This is a genomic window from Paenibacillus sp. OSY-SE, assembly GCF_000283315.1.
Classification (GTDB): domain Bacteria; phylum Bacillota; class Bacilli; order Paenibacillales; family Paenibacillaceae; genus Paenibacillus_B; species Paenibacillus_B profundus.
The window spans coordinates 36,989-53,820 of sequence record NZ_ALKF01000198.1 but is presented as its reverse complement, the minus strand read 5'-3'; the positions used below and the strand labels follow the sequence as shown (position 1 = coordinate 53,820).

Annotated in this window: 15 protein-coding genes and 1 pseudogene; 12 read left to right on the top strand and 4 right to left on the bottom strand. The window is 50.7% G+C overall.

Annotated features, from left to right (window positions below; translation table 11 throughout):
- The first annotated feature begins 1 nt into the window (after window position 1).
- The 11 genes from A372_RS0124605 to A372_RS0124555 all read left to right on the top strand — a co-directional run bounded on the left by A372_RS0124605 (window position 2) and on the right by A372_RS0124555 (window position 10,158).
- Window positions 2-865: an ABC transporter permease gene (locus A372_RS0124605; protein WP_019423578.1), complete on the top strand. Its 864-nt coding sequence runs from the start codon at window positions 2-4 to the stop codon at window positions 863-865.
- Window positions 862-1,680, top strand: coding sequence for an ABC transporter permease (locus A372_RS0124600; RefSeq protein WP_019423577.1), 819 nt, complete (start codon window positions 862-864; stop codon window positions 1,678-1,680). The genes A372_RS0124605 and A372_RS0124600 overlap by 4 nt, the downstream gene beginning before the upstream one ends.
- 16 nt (window positions 1,681-1,696) lie before the next feature.
- Window positions 1,697-2,833: a M20 family metallopeptidase gene (locus A372_RS0124595; protein ID WP_019423576.1), complete on the top strand. Its 1,137-nt coding sequence runs from the start codon at window positions 1,697-1,699 to the stop codon at window positions 2,831-2,833.
- A gap of 30 nt (window positions 2,834-2,863) precedes the next feature.
- Window positions 2,864-4,300, top strand: a complete 1,437-nt coding sequence (locus A372_RS0124590) for an NAD-dependent malic enzyme (protein ID WP_019423575.1) — start codon at window positions 2,864-2,866, stop codon at window positions 4,298-4,300.
- Between the two features lie 11 nt (window positions 4,301-4,311).
- Entirely contained in the window at window positions 4,312-4,461 is a 150-nt protein-coding gene (sda, locus tag A372_RS36700; RefSeq protein ID WP_019423574.1) for a sporulation histidine kinase inhibitor Sda, read from the top strand.
- Between the two features lie 313 nt (window positions 4,462-4,774).
- Complete coding sequence (locus A372_RS0124580) at window positions 4,775-5,839, top strand: ABC transporter substrate-binding protein (RefSeq protein ID WP_019423573.1); 1,065 nt, start codon at window positions 4,775-4,777, stop codon at window positions 5,837-5,839.
- A gap of 161 nt (window positions 5,840-6,000) precedes the next feature.
- Window positions 6,001-6,912, top strand: coding sequence for an ABC transporter permease (locus A372_RS0124575; RefSeq protein WP_019423572.1), 912 nt, complete (start codon window positions 6,001-6,003; stop codon window positions 6,910-6,912).
- Window position 6,913: 1 nt separating this feature from the next.
- Complete coding sequence (locus A372_RS0124570; RefSeq protein ID WP_019423571.1) at window positions 6,914-7,711, top strand: ABC transporter ATP-binding protein; 798 nt, start codon at window positions 6,914-6,916, stop codon at window positions 7,709-7,711.
- A gap of 91 nt (window positions 7,712-7,802) precedes the next feature.
- The gene (locus A372_RS0124565) at window positions 7,803-9,581 is read left to right on the top strand and encodes a methyl-accepting chemotaxis protein (RefSeq protein WP_019423570.1); all 1,779 of its coding nucleotides are present in this window, start codon (window positions 7,803-7,805) and stop codon (window positions 9,579-9,581) included.
- A 64-nt stretch (window positions 9,582-9,645) separates the two neighbouring features.
- Window positions 9,646-9,783: a hypothetical protein gene (locus A372_RS38025; protein ID WP_019423569.1), complete on the top strand. Its 138-nt coding sequence runs from the start codon at window positions 9,646-9,648 to the stop codon at window positions 9,781-9,783.
- 189 nt (window positions 9,784-9,972) lie between these two features.
- The gene (locus A372_RS0124555) at window positions 9,973-10,158 is read left to right on the top strand and encodes a hypothetical protein (protein WP_019423568.1); all 186 of its coding nucleotides are present in this window, start codon (window positions 9,973-9,975) and stop codon (window positions 10,156-10,158) included.
- 437 nt (window positions 10,159-10,595) lie between these two features.
- On the opposite strand, the gene A372_RS0124550 is transcribed toward A372_RS0124555, so the two are convergent.
- From A372_RS0124550 to A372_RS0124530, 4 genes and pseudogenes are all read right to left on the bottom strand, one after another.
- Window positions 10,596-12,713: an ABC transporter ATP-binding protein gene (locus A372_RS0124550; RefSeq protein ID WP_019423567.1), complete on the bottom strand. Its 2,118-nt coding sequence runs from the start codon at window positions 12,711-12,713 to the stop codon at window positions 10,596-10,598.
- Between the two features lie 19 nt (window positions 12,714-12,732).
- Window positions 12,733-14,469, bottom strand: a complete 1,737-nt coding sequence (locus A372_RS0124545) for an ABC transporter ATP-binding protein (protein WP_019423566.1) — start codon at window positions 14,467-14,469, stop codon at window positions 12,733-12,735.
- 628 nt (window positions 14,470-15,097) lie between these two features.
- Window positions 15,098-15,406 (bottom strand): annotated as a pseudogene (locus tag A372_RS36695) (NAD(P)H-hydrate epimerase); the annotation flags it as partial.
- A gap of 184 nt (window positions 15,407-15,590) precedes the next feature.
- A complete protein-coding gene (locus A372_RS0124530) occupies window positions 15,591-16,043 on the bottom strand; it encodes a DUF441 domain-containing protein (RefSeq protein ID WP_019423563.1) in 453 nt (150 codons plus the stop codon).
- Window positions 16,044-16,132: 89 nt separating this feature from the next.
- Between A372_RS0124530 and pcp the strand changes: the two genes are divergently transcribed.
- Window positions 16,133-16,792, top strand: coding sequence for a pyroglutamyl-peptidase I (gene pcp, locus A372_RS0124525; protein ID WP_019423562.1), 660 nt, complete (start codon window positions 16,133-16,135; stop codon window positions 16,790-16,792).
- The last annotated feature ends 40 nt before the right edge of the window (window positions 16,793-16,832 follow it).

Here is a 16,832-nt window from a genome sequence, read left to right as displayed (position 1 = left end):
GATGTCCAAGCTTGCGCGCAACAAAGTGTGGGCAGCGCTACTGCTGCTCGTCCCGAGCTTCATTATTATCTTCGGCGTGTTCGTGCTGCCGATGCTATACATGCTAATGATTAGCGTTCGTGAAGACGGAGGAACGGGAGCGTGGACGGCTGCTCAGTATAAGCTCTTTTTTCAAGACCCCTATTATATTGAAGTGTTATGGCGCACGGTCAGGCTTAGCTTGTGGACGGTGCTGGCTTGCCTTATTCTTGGTTACCCTGTGGCGATGTATATGGCGAGAGCAACGCCCAAGATGCGCGGTTTCATTACTTTTCTTATTTTATCGCCGCACTTAATCAGTGTTGTCATACGCAACTTCGGCTGGGTCGTCATTTTAAGCGATAACGGCTTTATTAACAATACGTTATTAAAGCTTGGGCTTATCGATAAGCCGTTGCGCTTGCTTTACAATGAGCTCGGCGTCGTTATCGGGTTAACGGATTCCCTTATTGTCTACATGGTGCTGGCGGTGGCCACGAGCCTGTATGCGGTAGATGCTTCATTATATAAGGCGGCCGGAATCCTCGGGGCATCCAAGGCGCGCATGTTCTTCAGCGTGACCTTGCCGCTCAGCATGCCTGGCATCTTTGCGGGCACGACGCTCGTATTCAGTCTGGCAATGAGCGCGTTCGTGACACCGGCCCTTATGGGAGGCACTTCTGTGAAGGTCATGCCTGTCATCGCGTATGAGAAGATGATGGCTGCTTACGATTGGTCGCTTGGAGCGGCGCTTGCTTTCTTGCTGCTCGGTTCGACACTGGGGTTGGTTGCGTTCTTTACGAAGCTGGTCGAGACGAAGCGCCATAAGGAGGTGTTCTCATCATGATGAGGGAGTCAGGACGTTTCCGCCTCACCCCGCTTGGTCTAATTACGTTCTTTGTCGTGCTGATGGTCATTTCACCGCTGCTTATTATCGTTCCCACCTCGTTCACATCGACAGGTGTGCTGAGATTTCCGCCGGAAGGCTTTTCACTGCAATGGTATATCAAAATATTCGATCGACCCGAATTCGTCGATTCCTTCTGGTTCAGCTTGAAGCTGGCGGTGCTGGCCGCTGTCATTGCAACGCTCTTCGGCACGCTGGCTGCGTTGGCGCTTCACAAATACAGGCCGCCCGGCAGCGGTGCGATTAACGCTCTCTTGCTGTCGCCGCTAACGGTGCCTTCACTCATTATCGGGATTTCAGCACTCTTATTCTTTACACGGATCGGGCTCGCAGGAACGTTTACAGGACTTCTCTTATCTCATATACTCATTTCGGTGCCGTACGTAGTGCGGCTGGTGTTAACTGGACTCAGCTCCTTCGATTATACATTGGAACGAGCGGCTGCTATATTGGGCGCTCACCCGATACGCACCTTCTGGGACATTACGCTCCCGGTCATCCGGCCAGCGATCTTCTCCGGAATGGTGTTCGCCTTCTTAACTTCATTCGATAACGTGACGGTATCGCTCTTTCTCGTTTCGCCGTCGACGACCACGCTGCCGATGGCGATATTCAACTATATGCAGGAGTCGCTGACTCCGCTTGTCGCTTCGATTTCATCCATCATGATTCTACTTAGTCTTATTTTTATTTTCATCTTAGAACGGGTATATGGATTAGACCGCTTATTCGGTTCCAATTCGCATTCCCATTAAGGCAGGTCGAGAACCTATGAATTTTGTATCGCAGCTCGAACGTTGGTTGCCGGACATGGTCGCTCTCTTGGCGGAGAGTGTCAACATGGATTCACCGTCCACGGACAAGTCATTAACGGACCGGATGATCGGTTGGTATGCTGCACGCTGCAGCGAAGTTCTCCAAGCACGGGTAGAGCGCGTTCCGAACCGGCAATACGGAGATCGGTTGGCCGTTCGTGTAGGCAATGGTCCGAGGCAAGTTCTGCTGGTCGGCCATGCGGATACGGTATGGCCTGCTGGCGAGGCGAAGCTCAGGCCGTTCCGAATTGATGGGGATCGCGCCTTCGGTCCTGGCGTCTACGATATGAAGGCAGGTCTTATTCAAGCATTATTTGCATTAAAATTGCTGCAAATGACAAATAAACTTTCCCAACAGCTATCAATTGTGTTATTAATTAATAGTGATGAAGAAATTGGGAGTCCCACCTCCCGGCAATGGATCGAATCTTATGCGCGCAAGAGCGAGGCCGCCTTCGTGCTGGAGCCTCCCATGGAACCGTATGGAGCGGTAAAGACCGCCCGCAAAGGCAGCGGTCGCTTCCTGCTGTCCTTGGAAGGACGGTCAGCCCACGCCGGAGTCAACCCGGAGGCGGGCGTGTCCGCAGTCGAGGAGATGGCGCGACAGATTATTAGATTGCATACTTGGTCCGAACCAAGCCGCGGCATTTATATCAACGTAGGTGTCGTAAACGGGGGCATCGGTGCGAATGTCATTGCAGATCGCGCGACGGCGGAAATTGATGTTCGCGTGCAGACGATGGACGATTTTCGGCATTTTGCAGCGAGAATGAACCATCTGACGCCCTTTCATCCCGAAGTTCGTATGCAAATGACTGGGGATATGAATCGCCCGCCGATGGAAAGAACGAAGCAAATCGAACGACTGTTCAATATCGCCCGCGGGGCTGCCTGGGATCAATTGAACCTTGATCTCGGTGAAACGAGCACGGGCGGAGTCAGTGATGGGAATTTTATTGCAGCATGCGGAACGCCGACATTGGACGGGCTTGGAGTCCGCGGAGACGGAGCACATTCATCGTCAGAATATATATGGCTTACAGAACTTCCGCGCAGAGCCGCATTGTTGGCTGGCATCTTAGAACGCTTATAAAGGATCTTACGCCAAGGGAGAGTGACGACAATGGCCAAGTCGTTAGGGTCAAGCACGAATATTATTATTCGTATGGAAATTGATAAAAATCAGTGCACATTTGCACAAGTTGCAGCAGCTATCGGTGAAGGCGGCGGTGACATTGTTGCGATTGACGTCATTCGCGGCACAGCGGCATCAACAGTTCGCGACATTACGGTGAACGTGTATGACGGCAGCGTAGGCGATCGCATCGTCCAACATTTGAAGCAAGTGGAAGGCGTCAAAATCGTTAACGTATCGGACCAGACGTTCCTGCTTCATTTGGGCGGCAAAATTGAAATGCAGCCAAAGGTTCCGATCCGGAACCGCGATGATTTGTCGCGTGTCTATACCCCAGGTGTAGCACGTGTCTGTATGGCAATTCACGAGGATCCTTCTCGTGCCTATACGCTGACGATTAAGCGGGATACGGTTGCCGTCGTCTCAGACGGAACGGCCGTGCTCGGACTGGGCGATATCGGGGCGATGGCCGCGATGCCGGTCATGGAAGGGAAGGCGATGCTGTTCAAGCAATTCGCGAATGTCGACGCGTTCCCGATCTGTCTCGATACGCAGGATACGGAAGAGATTATCCGGACGATTCAGGCGATCGCACCAGCCTTCGGCGGCATCAACCTGGAGGATATTTCAGCACCGCGCTGCTTCGAGATCGAACAGCGTCTGAACGAGCTGCTTGACATCCCGGTCTTCCATGACGATCAACACGGTACGGCTGTCGTCTTGCTTGCCGGTATTTTGAACTCGCTGCGCATCGTCGGCAAGCGGATAGAAGATTGCAAGATCATATTGTGCGGCATCGGCGCAGCTGGAATGGCATGTACGGAAATGCTAATGTCTGCTGGAGCGGTCAACGTTATCGGCGTCGATCGGCAAGGAGCGCTTAATCGGGATGAATTGTACGCGAACGAGGCTTGGAACCGTTTTGCGGCGAAGACGAATCCGAATGGTGAGCGCGGCATGCTGTCTGATGTCATTAAAGGGGCGGACGTGTTCATCGGCGTATCGGGTCCAGGTGTGTTGAAGAAGGAAGACGTATCTGCGATGGCGTCGGATCCGATCATATTCGCGATGGCGAACCCGACACCCGAAATCGATCCAGAGGAAATCGAAGGCATAGCCCGCATTATTGCGACTGGCCGCTCGGATTACCCGAATCAGATTAACAATGTGCTCTGCTTCCCAGGGTTGTTCCGTGGCGTGCTGGATTGCCGCGCCTCCAAAGTGACCGAGCGCATGAAGCTGGCGGCAGCCCATGCGATTGCGGAAGTGGTGTCCCCTGAAGAATTAAGTGAACTATATATTATTCCGAGCGTCTTTAACACGCAGGTCGTGTCCAAGGTTCGCGACGCGGTGGTGGATGCCGCGTATGCAGATGGTGTGGCTCGCCGGCGTGATTATCGAGACAGCACGAACAAAGGAGTATAGAGAGAGCAATCATGTTTGCGCTATTAAAAGACGAATCTTTGTTAGAAGCTTATCAAGAAGCGCTCCGCATGGAGTTGGAGCCTTCTTTCCTAGAGCTGCTGCGCATTGAAATCGAGAGCAGGAAGCAGGGCGGCAGCCATCTTCATCACACAACGCAATAAAGAAAAATTCACATTCGTGTGAAACATACATCCAACAAAGCCATCTTTCGACAGCAGTGAAGAAAGATGGCTTTGTTTATATATGGAACAAGAAAACTATAAAAACACCCATTTTTAACCTAAAAAATACCATAAATATCAAACGTTTATATTGACGAGACGGCATAAATATATACAATTATGTCAATGGCACGTTACTGGGTTCATGCTTTTGCGCGTTAAACCATAAAAACGGTAATTGACCATCGGTGCGTCGCATTAGTGCAGGTTATAATTCAGCTCATATCGAGGGAGAAGAAAGGGGAAAGCATTTATGAAGTCAAGTCGTCATTTCGTTCTAGCGGGGATTCTTACGGTAATGATGCTGTTCACTGCAGCTTGCGGCGGCAGTGAAGCAACCAACGGAGGGGCTGCAGGAGCCGGGAACTCGTCTACCGCAGTTGGTTCAGACACGAAAAAAGAAGCGGCAGGCAAAGTGAAAATCGGCGTAGCGCAGGTCGTAAACCATACGTCGCTTGATGAAGCACACAAAGGATTTCTTCAAGCGCTCAAGGATAACGGATATGTCGAAGGCGACAATCTGGAAATCGATTATCAGAACGCGCAGGGAGACAACTCGAATGCGGCAACGATAGCGCAGAAATTTGCTACGGGTGGCGTTGAACTTATATTAGGCATCGGCACCTCTGTGTCTCAAGCGGCGGCAAAGGAAGCACAGGATATCCCGGTTCTGTTTACTGCTGTAACGGACCCGATTGGGGCAGGCTTGGTGAAGAGTATGGAGAGTCCGGGCGGTAACGTGACGGGAACGACCGACCTGCACCCGGAAGCGATTTCGAAGCTGATGGAGTTTATCAAGAACAATGTGAAGGACGTAACGGCGGTCGGCATATTAGCCAACGAAGGCGAGCAAAACACGATCGTGAACGTGACGCAAGCGGAGGAGGCGCTGACAAAGCTGGGCTTAACCGTTCATAAAGCGCCGGTCACGAACAGCTCTGAAGTGAAGCAGGCTGCCGAATCGCTTATTGGCAAGGTGCAGGCAATCTATGTGCCTTCCGACAATACGGTGGTCAGCGCATTAAGCGCTGCGGTTGGCGTTGCGAATGACAACAAAATTCCGCTGTTTGTGGCAGAGAAGGATTCGGTCAAGAACGGCGGTGTGGCATCCTATGGCTTTGAATATTTCGATCTTGGTTACACGACAGGCAAAATGGCAGTAGAAATATTGAAGGATGGCAAGAAGGCGTCGGATATCGCGGCCAAATTCCCTGAATCGCTTGATCTGGCCTTGAACTTGAAGGCTGCGGCAGCGCAAGGCTTTGAAGTGTCGGATGCGTTGAAACAAGAAGTGAAGCCTGATAACTTATTCGAATAAAAGCGATATCGCATCTGCTGAGGTAGTGAGCGGAACGAAATGTATGGTCGGCAAGAACGGTCGGCAAGGTGACGGCACGTTGTCCGGTGAAGACGGATAATACGACCTGCATCATTGCAGGCCGTTCTTTATTTTATAAGATTATAAAGGAGGAACAAGTGATGAGTGGATTTTTGATGGCAATGCAAAAATCAGTTGAACTCGGTTTGTTATATGCCATTATGGCGCTTGGAGTATATATAACGTTTCGAATTTTGGATTTTCCGGATTTGACGGTAGACGGCAGCTTTACGACAGGGGCGGCGATTGCCGCTCTATGCATTACATCGGACATTCATCCGTTAATCGGCACGGTGCTCGCCTTTTTAGGAGGGGGCATAGCGGGGATGATTACGGGGCTTATCCATACGAAAGGTAAAATCAATGCGCTTTTGTCTGGTATTTTGATGATGATCGCCCTTTATTCCATCAACCTGCGCATTATGGGGAAGGCCAACATCGGGATAGTGGACACGGATACGGTATTGACCCCATTGTCGCAAGGATACACGATGCTCATCGTTATGGGAGTATTTGCATTGCTTGTTAAGTTCGGATTGGATTGGTTCTTGCGCACGGAAATTGGACTTTCACTGCGGGCGACCGGCAACAACCCGCGCATGATACGCAGCTTCGGCGTTCATACCGACAGTACGCTTATTCTCGGCGTCAGTCTCTCCAATGCGCTTGTTGCTCTCTCAGGCGCCTTGGTCGCACAGTCACAAGGCTTTGCCGACATTCAATCAGGCGTGGGCATGATCGTAGTCGGATTAGCTTCGGTTATTATCGGAGAAGCCATCTTTGGACATCGTACCATCGCACGGGCGACATTTGCCGTTCTTCTGGGCGCTGTATTATATCGTGTTATCGTCGCGATCGCGCTGCGTTTGCAGATGAACGCAACTGATATGAAGCTGCTTACAGCCGTCATCGTCATCGTTGCCTTGACGCTGCCTATGATTCGCCGCTCGGTGAATCAGCGCAACATAAGCCGTCAGCGAGCTATTCAATATACAAAAGAGGGCGGTGAGTAAAATGCTGAAAATGGAACAGGTCAGTAAATTTTTTAATCCGAACACAGCGGACGAGAAGTTGGCACTGACGCATATTCATTTGCATCTGAATCCAGGTGATTTCGTGACGATTATCGGCAGCAACGGGGCAGGCAAATCGACTTTGATGAATATTATATCTGGTGCAATCCTTCCCGACATCGGAAATGTAATCATCGATGACCGCGATGTGACATCGATGCCCGAGCATCGGCGGAGCCGCTGGATTGGCAGAGTATTTCAAGATCCGATGGCAGGTACGGCGCATGCGATGACGATCGAGGAGAACTTGGCTATCGCGGCAGCACGTATAGGAAGGCGTGGACTAGGCCCAGGAGTGAACCGTCATCGCCGTACGTGGTTCAAGGAACAGCTGGCCAGCTTGCGGCTGGGCCTTGAGGATCGCTTGAGTGCGAAGGTCGGCCTGTTATCCGGTGGGGAGCGCCAAGCGCTTAGCTTGCTGATGGCGACATTTACGAATCCTAGCATTTTGCTGTTAGATGAGCATACGGCGGCCCTTGATCCGGCTCGTGCCGAACTGATTACACGTTTGACGGAAGAAATCGTCCGCAGGTCCTCGCTAACGACATTGATGGTGACGCACAATATGGAGCAGGCGATTCGGCTCGGCAACCGGCTGATAATGATGGATAAAGGCAGAATCGTGCTAGATATTGCGGCAGCTGACAAAGGCTCACTGACGGTCGAGAAACTGCTGCGTGAGTTCGAACGGGTTCGCGGAGAGCAATTCGTCGATGATCGTGTCGTATTGGGGGGATAAATGATCTAAAAAGATGCATACGCGCTGCCGAAATATGATAAAATCCATGAAGATTACTTTATTGTAAGCAAGATTGAAAAGGGGGACGCTCATGGATTGGTTTAAGCGCAGCATCATTCCGAAGCTTATTTTGGTTTCGTACATCATTGTGATGGCGATTAGCGGCTTTTTCATCATGCGGGAGTATTCTCGTGAAAAAGCGTTATACCTGGACTTTTTACAACAAAAGCATGAATTGTTCGTGAAGATGGAATTAACCGATGTAAAGGGCGCGATCCGGCAAGCATCCAACATGCTGCAGAGCAAAGAAGCCAATGCGCCGATGGAAGATTCGATCTTCAGGCTCATACGCGGACGTCTTAATGTCATTGCCAAGGATGACATTGTAAACGCCTTCCTTATTGTGCCCGAAGGGAAGCAAGAAGGAGCGGAACGCGCCGCATTTCGTATTTTGCAAGCGAATAGCGGCCTTGAACAGCAAGGGGTGACCGCGAACAAGACCTACGAAATGCCTCCATCCATTGAAGAGGCTTATAAAGAGATGATGAAGAAGGGACAAGCCTTGTCCGACGAGTTCCTTATCGGTGATGATACGCTGATTAGCGCGATTGCGCCGGTCAAGGATGATCGCGGCAAGACGCTTGCTTACTTTGTGCTTGATTTTGACTACACACCGGTCAAGCAAGAGTTCATGAACTACTTGAAGCAGGCGCTCATTACCGGTTTGGCGTTGGGATTCGTCGGCATGCTTATTCTCACTTGGTATATTTACCGCCAACTCAAGCCGCTTAACGTCATCCATCGTCTTAGTGAGCAAGCGGCGGAAGGCGATCTTACGGTGAAGCTGGATGTGAAGACGCAAGATGAAATTGGGCGGCTGTCGACCGTATTCAATCATATGATTGGCCGACTGGGGAATTTGTTGCAGAGCGTACAGCAAGCTGCGAACAATGTGTCGATATCGTCGCAAGAGCTGAAGCGCGGCGCGGAAGAAACAGCCATCGCGGCGCAAGAAGCGGCAAGCGCGATGATGGAAGTGACGAACGGAGCGTTGGAGCAGCAGCATAACGCGAAAGAGACGAAAGCAGCGATGGGTGAAATTGCAACAGGCGTTCAGCAGATCGCGGCATCATCTGATCAAGTAGCGCTATGGATGCAGCAATCTTCAACACAGGCAAATACTGGGCGTAATGTCGTGGAACGAGCGGTCGAGCAGATGAATGTCATCCAATCCGCATCCGAAGAGACGCACCACGCTTTTTCAAGCTTGTCTGAAGTGGTCAACCAGATTAACGGGGCCGCCAGCTTAATCCAGAATAGCGTCAAGCAGACGGAGCTGCTCGCGTTGAATGCCTCGATTGAAGCTGCTCGCGCCGGTGAGCACGGACGGGGCTTCCAGGTAGTCGCGTTGGAAGTGCGCCAATTGGCAGAGCATTCGAAGCGTTCACTCCATACTATTATGGAGTTGATTCATGAAGTTCATGCAAAGCAAATGATGACCGAGCAAGCCGCGCTGCGGCAGCAGGATGCGGTTATGCATGGTCTGACGGCGGTCCAAGAGGCAGATAACGCCTTCAGCAGCATATCCTCAGCCATTGCTCAGACGAATGAGCAGGTGGAGCAGTATCGAACGATCGCTAAGCAGATTGCGCAATCCTGCGAAGATGTCTCGCTGCTCGTCGAGCAGTTGTCCAGCGTCGCCAAGAGCTCCCACGATCATACGTCCCGCGTCGCTGCTACGACGGAAGAACAGTCGGCGCTCACGGAACAGATTGCCGCCTCTGCTGACAGCTTATTGTCATTGAGCCGGGATATGGAATCGATGCTGACGCAATTCAAGGTCAACTCGAACGACAGCAACAAGCAGTAATTGCATCATGTCCTTCGTCATAAAAGAGTGTGCTGTGGGAAGGATAAGGGTGGAGGTGAGCGGCATGCCGCACAATAAAGCGGAACGCATTCATCAACAGCAGAACAAATCAAGCCAAAAAGAAGAAAGCATCACGCTTAAGCCTGAGAAAGCGGGCGCCCGACCACCAAGCCTCAACCGCATTCCTAAGCAGGAAGGCTAGTTGATGGGAATTCATTTGAATTCATTCATTCGCAGCATACTAAACCATGACAAAGGATGTGTATAACAATGGCACACAAACAGCAAGGGCATTCCAGACAAAACACGACGACACGCACTTCGGACGCCAACAACGCAAAAGGAAAAAACAAAAGCAAATAGCAGCAGGCTTTAGTCTGGAGGGATTACGATGCTCGACAATATTGAAAGTGATTACAACTGTGCGCGAGTAAACGACGATCTGCCCCAGCTTATAGCGGAGCTCGAGTCGTTGCGCACAAAAGCCATCGGCGGCATGTCCGATGAGATCGAGCAGGAAATGAATCGCGTGGAAAACCAAATTCATTTTATAAAAAACAAATGCTCTTTACACTAGCACGACCAGCGTAGGCAAGGAGAAAGGAGCTATCCCAAAAGTAGTTAAATTCCTTGAGGGACAGCTCAGTTCATTAAAACAAAAAAAATGGTGGGGCAGGTTCTATTCTGCTCCACCATTTTGCGTTTTTATACGGCTTATGCGTAAATAATGGGAAGGCGCTTTTCCCTGCTTGAGACAATTGAGGGACAACCTTGTGGACTGACTGCATTTCAGTGAATGATGCGAATTTAGTGTCAAAACGCTGGATGAAATCCAATAAAATCTACCGTAAAGAGAGATATGAAGCTGTTCCATTGCACAAAATTCATTGCAGGAAGAATCAGAGAGCTCAGCCCGCCCTTCAGTAAAAAGAGGGACTGCCCTTCAGGTCATTCAAACCTTGTGGACAGCCCCTTTCGTTTTTTAAAATGTAATTTAACAGTTCGCCCTAACGCCTACAGGGAGGGCACGATGGTGGCGGCAGACTGTGCCGCGGCGGTGTGCTGCACACCGTACACATCCGTATTTGTAGCTGTATTGCCCGCGCCTTGCTGCAATTGATACATTTTGTAATAACGGCCTTTTAGCGCCATCAGCTCATCGTGAGATCCGCGTTCGGCGATTTCACCCCGATGTAGAACGAGAATGACGTCGGCGCTGCGAATTGTGGACAGACGGTGAGCAATGATGAATGTGGTGCGTCCGCGCTTCAGCACGTCTAGCGCCTCTTGAATGATAGACTCCGTCTCCGTATCGATATTGGCCGTTGCTTCATCCAGAATAAGAATGGCCGGTTGAAAGGCGAGCGCCCGTGCGAACGAGATTAACTGCCGCTGTCCGGCAGACAGTGTGCTTCCTTTCTCAACGACGGGTTCATCGAACCCGTTAGGCAGCCCTTTCAGTACACGATCAGCCCCGACAGCCCGCAATGCGTCCTCTACTTGTTGACGCGAAATTCGCGGGTCATTCAAGCTGACGTTGCTCGCAATCGTCCCGGTGAACAGATACGGGTCCTGCAGCACAATGCCCATATGCTCGCGTATCCACTGCTTTGGCACGCTCGTTATCGGTGTGCCGTCAATGCGGACCTCGCCTTTTTGCGGATCATAGAAGCGGAATAGTAGGTTCATAATCGAGCTTTTTCCCGATCCAGTATGCCCGACAAGCGCCACCGTCTGACCCGGCTTTGCTTCGAACGAAATTTGTTTCAATACAAAGTCTTCTTTATAGGCGAAGGAAACTTGATCGAACTCGACATGACCTTGGTAACGAGGCATAGAGCCTTCGGAGAGCTCTTCGCCCGGTTCATCCATCAACTCGAACACGCGGCCCGCCGAGACGAGTGATGAATCCAAGTTGGCCAACTGGTTGACCATGCCTGTAATCGGTTGGAACAAGCGATTCAACAGGTCGGAAAATGCATACAGCACACCGAGTGTAATCACCCCAGAACCACTCAGCGACGCTCCTCCGAAATACCACAGCACTACCGCAAAAGAAATATTTCGCAAGACGGTAACCAAATTATGAGACGTTAATGCATTTAAATTCAACATCTTGTTCTGATTCGCCAAATATTCTTCATTCCAATTTTCGAATTCCTCCATCGTTTCTTTCTGACGGCGGAACGAGCGAATGACCGGGATCCCTTGAATGGATTCGTTAATCATTGCATTGATGGAGCTCAATCGCGAGCGTATCACTTTGTTATATTTTGTTGCAAATTTACGGTAGAGCACAATCCAAATAATGATAAGCGGCAGCACGAACGTGCAAATCAATGCCAGCTTCACATCCAGAATGAACAGTGCCACATAAATACCTGTAATCGTAATGATACCTGAGGTGAAGCCCTCCAGCACCGAGACGAACAGATCCTTCACTGCCTCCGTATCATTCGTTACCCGGGAGACGACTTTGCCCGCAGGTAAATTGTCGAAATACGGGATTGGCAGACGCTGCACGTGCGCATATACATCGCCCCGCAGCTTGCGGATGACCCGGTTCGCCGCCGTCTGCAGCCCCAGTATCTGACCGAAGCTCATTATGACGCTAACGAGCAGGAGACCGACATATAAAGCCATATTTTGAATAATGCCGATAATTTCAGGCTGATAAAACGTTAAAAGCTGCTGCAAGGTCATTGCCGTTGCAGGGGACGACCATGTGGCAGCTCCCGTGCCAATCGTTAATGTACCCCCTTCGTAGCGACGCTCTCCCGCAATAGCAGGGACAGAGCCGTCCACGAAGATGAATTGCTTGCCAACTTGTAAAATACGGACCTCTTTGCCTTTCGGATCCACTTCTGCAAAGCGATCCTCTCGCTTGAAGTGGCGTCCTTCATAAGCAATTGCGCCCTTCGCATCAGCAGACGTTTCATAGTAAGGCTTTTCGATGCCCAGTATATGTTTATCAATTATATTTTTTGCAATAAACGGACCAGAGAGCTGTGCAGCAACGGTTAAAATTAGCATGAGCAAAGCGATGATGAAGCTCGCTTTGTACTGCAAAGCGTATTGCCACAGGCGCTTGCCGACATGTTTCGGATCGGTCGTCTGTTGTTCCACTTCCATATACGAAGTCCTCCTATAATTATAATCCGGATTCCAGCTGCTGACGTTCGTATTGTTCTTTATACCAACCGTCTTGCTTCAACAGCTCTTCATGTGTGCCTTCTTCAATGATTTTGCCGTCATCGAGCACGATAATCCTATCAGCATGCTCCACGGCGGACAGCCGGTGCGTCGTAATAAGCGTCGTCTTGCCGGAGCGCTGCTCGCGGATGTTGGCGATAATATTGGCTTCCGTTCTGGCATCTACCGCCGAGAGCGCATCATCGAGAATCAAGATTTCCGGCTCTTTAATGAAGGCGCGCGCCAGCGAAACACGCTGCTTCTGGCCTCCGGACAATGCGACGCCTCTCTCGCCGACAAGGGTCTCCACTCCATTTAAGAGAGTCGGGATGTCATGGGTGAAGGAGGCGGTGTCGATGGCGTTCATGACATCGTCATCGCTGCCGCCCGAGCGGCCGTATAATATATTTTGCTTGACTGTTTTGGAGAATAATATCTGCTCCTGCGGCACGTAGCCGATCCAGCTATGAATGCGATCGATCGGAATCTGCTCGACCGGAACGCCGTTAATCCGAAACTCGCCGTCGCCCATCGGATATTCGCGCAGCAGTTGCTTGACGAAGGTGGACTTCCCGCTGCCGGTCCGGCCGACGATGCCAAGCGTCTGTCCTTTACGCAAAGTCAATGACACATGAGCCAAGTTGTCTGCCGTCGAAGCCGGATACCGGAATCGGTAATTGCTCCAGGTGAGCATTTCCGGAACGGCGACATCTTTGGTCTGTGCAGCATCTTGAACGTCTGGAGTATAGAACAGCACTTCATTGACCCGGTCGAGCGAGGCGTTGCCGCGCTGCATGACGTTAATCAAATTACCGATGGCGAACATCGGCCATATCATCATCCCGAGATACATATTGAACGCGAGCAGTTCTCCGAGCGACAGCTCGTTATGAATGATGAGATAAGCTCCGTAACCCAATCCAATCATATAGCTCAAGCCGATACACAGCCGAATTGTCGGATCGAACAAGGCGTCGACTTTGGCGACTTCAATATTTTTTTCATATACGTCCTGGGTAATGCCGCGGAAGCGCGCCTCATCGGATTTCTCCTGCACATACGCACGGAGCACCCGCACGCCGCCGACGGATTCGAGTACCTGATCGTTCATATCTCCGAACGCATTCTGAGCAACCGTATAGCGTTCATGAATCTTTTTGCCGAACACGTTCATGGCCACGGCAATGAAGGGAAGCGGCAGCAAGGCCGCCAGTGTCAGCTTCCACTGGAGCAGGAACATGGCGAACAGCACGACGACCAAAAAAGCAGTCGAGTCTGTCAAAGTAAGCATGCCAAATCCCGTCGTTTGCGATACCGAGCGCAGATCGTTCGTGGCGCGTGCCATCAAATCACCGGTACGGTGTTTTTCGAAAAATGGAGGAGTCATCTTGAGAAGATGACGCATCAGCTTGGAACGAAGCTTGCGCTCGACCAAGTTCGCGCCCCCAAAAATTTGATACATCCATACGTATGTGATTCCATAAATAACGACCATGGAGATAAGGATGTAGGATAGGTAACGCAATAGCGATTCCGCCGTAATGACTCCATATACGATGTCGTCGATGGCTTGCCCCAGCAGCCGAGGCGGTATCAGTTCGATTACGCCAACCACTATTAGCATCGTCACTCCGATGATGTATCTCGTCTTATGTTCTTTAAAGAACCAACCGAGCTTGCCTAGTACAGACAGCATGAAATTTCACTTCCTTTGTCTCTTTAGAGGATAATATGTAAAAATAAAAAAGGTATATCGTTCGTAGACGATATACCTCTGGGTTACGCAAGGTGTATGTTCGAGCGATATTAGCGCCCGTCTTGTTCATATGAAGTGATCGCATCGCTTCGCCATGGACTGTGTTCGAACAGGGCTTGCGAGGCACGCCAGCGTATGCTGCGCGCAAAGGTACACTTCATGAGAGAATCACGATCCGGTTCGATGCTGGTGCATTATGCTTACGAATGATCGTTTCTTCCGGCAGGGCTCCAAACATATGAAATTAGTTGATGGAATACTTGGTTCCGTTGATTGGTATCAAATAATTTGCGCATGGAGTTCACCCGCCTTTCTGAAGTAATGTTCACTGCGACGATGTTTCCGCTCAATAAATTGTACGAAAAAGTCGCTTCTGTTTGTTGATTCTAGCATCGTTCTTCAAGCATTGTCAACTAATTTTTGCATCATTTTTACACCTTGTGCGTTATATTCCACGTAATCTTGTCTGCGTTCGCACCTTATCGAAACGAGGTGAAGACGGCATTAGCCTAGCATATGACGGCGCGTTCAGCCTCATTCCATCAGTAAATAAAAAGTCGCCGCTCTACAAAAATTCGATGATATCGCGTTCCACGGCGGCATCGCCGCCAAGTTGCTCTGGCCGCACCGCATTAATGACGGTGACGTCCTGTCCCGCAGCAGCGAGATGCCGCGCCAAGACCGTCGCCGCCGTTATTGCCTTTACCGACGAGTACGACCCAATGTCCGCGCCCATGCGAGAGCAGCCGGAGCGCTTCCTCGGCAACTGCGCGTCGCGCATTTTCCATCAAGACAAGTGCCGGAATGCCAATCTCGTCGATCGTGCAGCGATCCATGTCCGCATTTGTTCTACCGTAACGATAGGGAAGGTGTGCATTGATTATTTCGCTCCTTTTGAATCCTTTATCCCGATTGTAACGCTTCCATTCATTTGCTGGCAAACCGGATTCGTCGTATGATGTGTGAGGGCGAAAAGCGGTTCATGGAAAGAAAAAGACGCCCCGATCGAAACGTCCGAAGCGTCTTGTGCGTACTGTTTTACGATTCCTATATTGCAATGATTACGATTTGCCAATGAATAACGATAGAATCCCAGCGGCAATGAGCGGTCCGACTGGCACGCCGCGGAACAAGGCGACGCCGAGCACCGTGCCGACCAATAATCCGGCGACGATCGTCGGGGATTGGCCCATTAGCTGAGCACCCCGTCCACCTAGGTAAGCGACGAGCATTCCGATAACGACAGCCAAGAGCGATTTCCAGTTCACAAAGGAAGCCAAAATCGTCTCGACGGACATTTTTCCGCTTGCAATCGGCGACATGACCCCGATCGTTAAAATAATAATTCCGACGGTGAGCCCGTATTTTTCTATCCAAGGGAACAGGCTGTTCAGGTTGGTTACGCGCAGCAGCAGCAGCACGATCATGGCGATCGTAATGGTGGAATTGCCGCTAACAATGCCCAAACCCGCCATTCCGAGTAATAGAAGTGATGAGATATCAAGCTGTGACATAGTTCGCTGCTCCTTTCACACGTTGACAAGGATATCATATTTTCCGCCAGATTGAAATGAACCATACTATACATAAGAGGTGCATCAATATGAGCAAAAACTTATTACTAACGGGCTTTGACCCATTCGGAGCAGACAGCATCAACCCTTCATGGGAAGCGGTACGCTCCCTCCATGGACGTACTATTGGCAGTTACCAAGTACACGCGGTGCAGCTGCCGACTTCGTTCGCGCGTGCAGGAACTGCGCTGCGTGAAGCGATGAATACGTTCGCGCCAGATGCCATGCTCTGCATCGGACAAGCGGGAGGAAGACCGGATATTACATTGGAACGGGTAGCCATCAATCTGATGGATGCTCGCATACCGGATAACGACGGAGCACAGCCGACAGATGACGAGGTCATGCGGGGCGGACCTGCCGCGTATTGGTCGCGTCTGCCCGTAAAAGCGCTGCGCCAAGCATTGCATGCTGCCGGCATACCATGCTCGATCTCATATACAGCGGGGACATTTGTCTGCAACGCAATCTTCTATACATTAATGCATGAGCTTCATATTGAGCCTGACGGTTCAGGAAAGCGCGGCGGCTTCATCCATATTCCGTATTTGCCCGAGCAAGCGGCCGTCCATCCCAATGCCGCAAGCATGTCATTAAGCTCCATCACCCATGGCTTGGAAACCATCATTTTACATCTGGATGACGTTGAAGATACGAACTGTAGCGCCGGGACGTTACATGGGGCCTAAAGTAGGCTATAATAGTGCGTGTTCAAAAAAGACTTTTTGA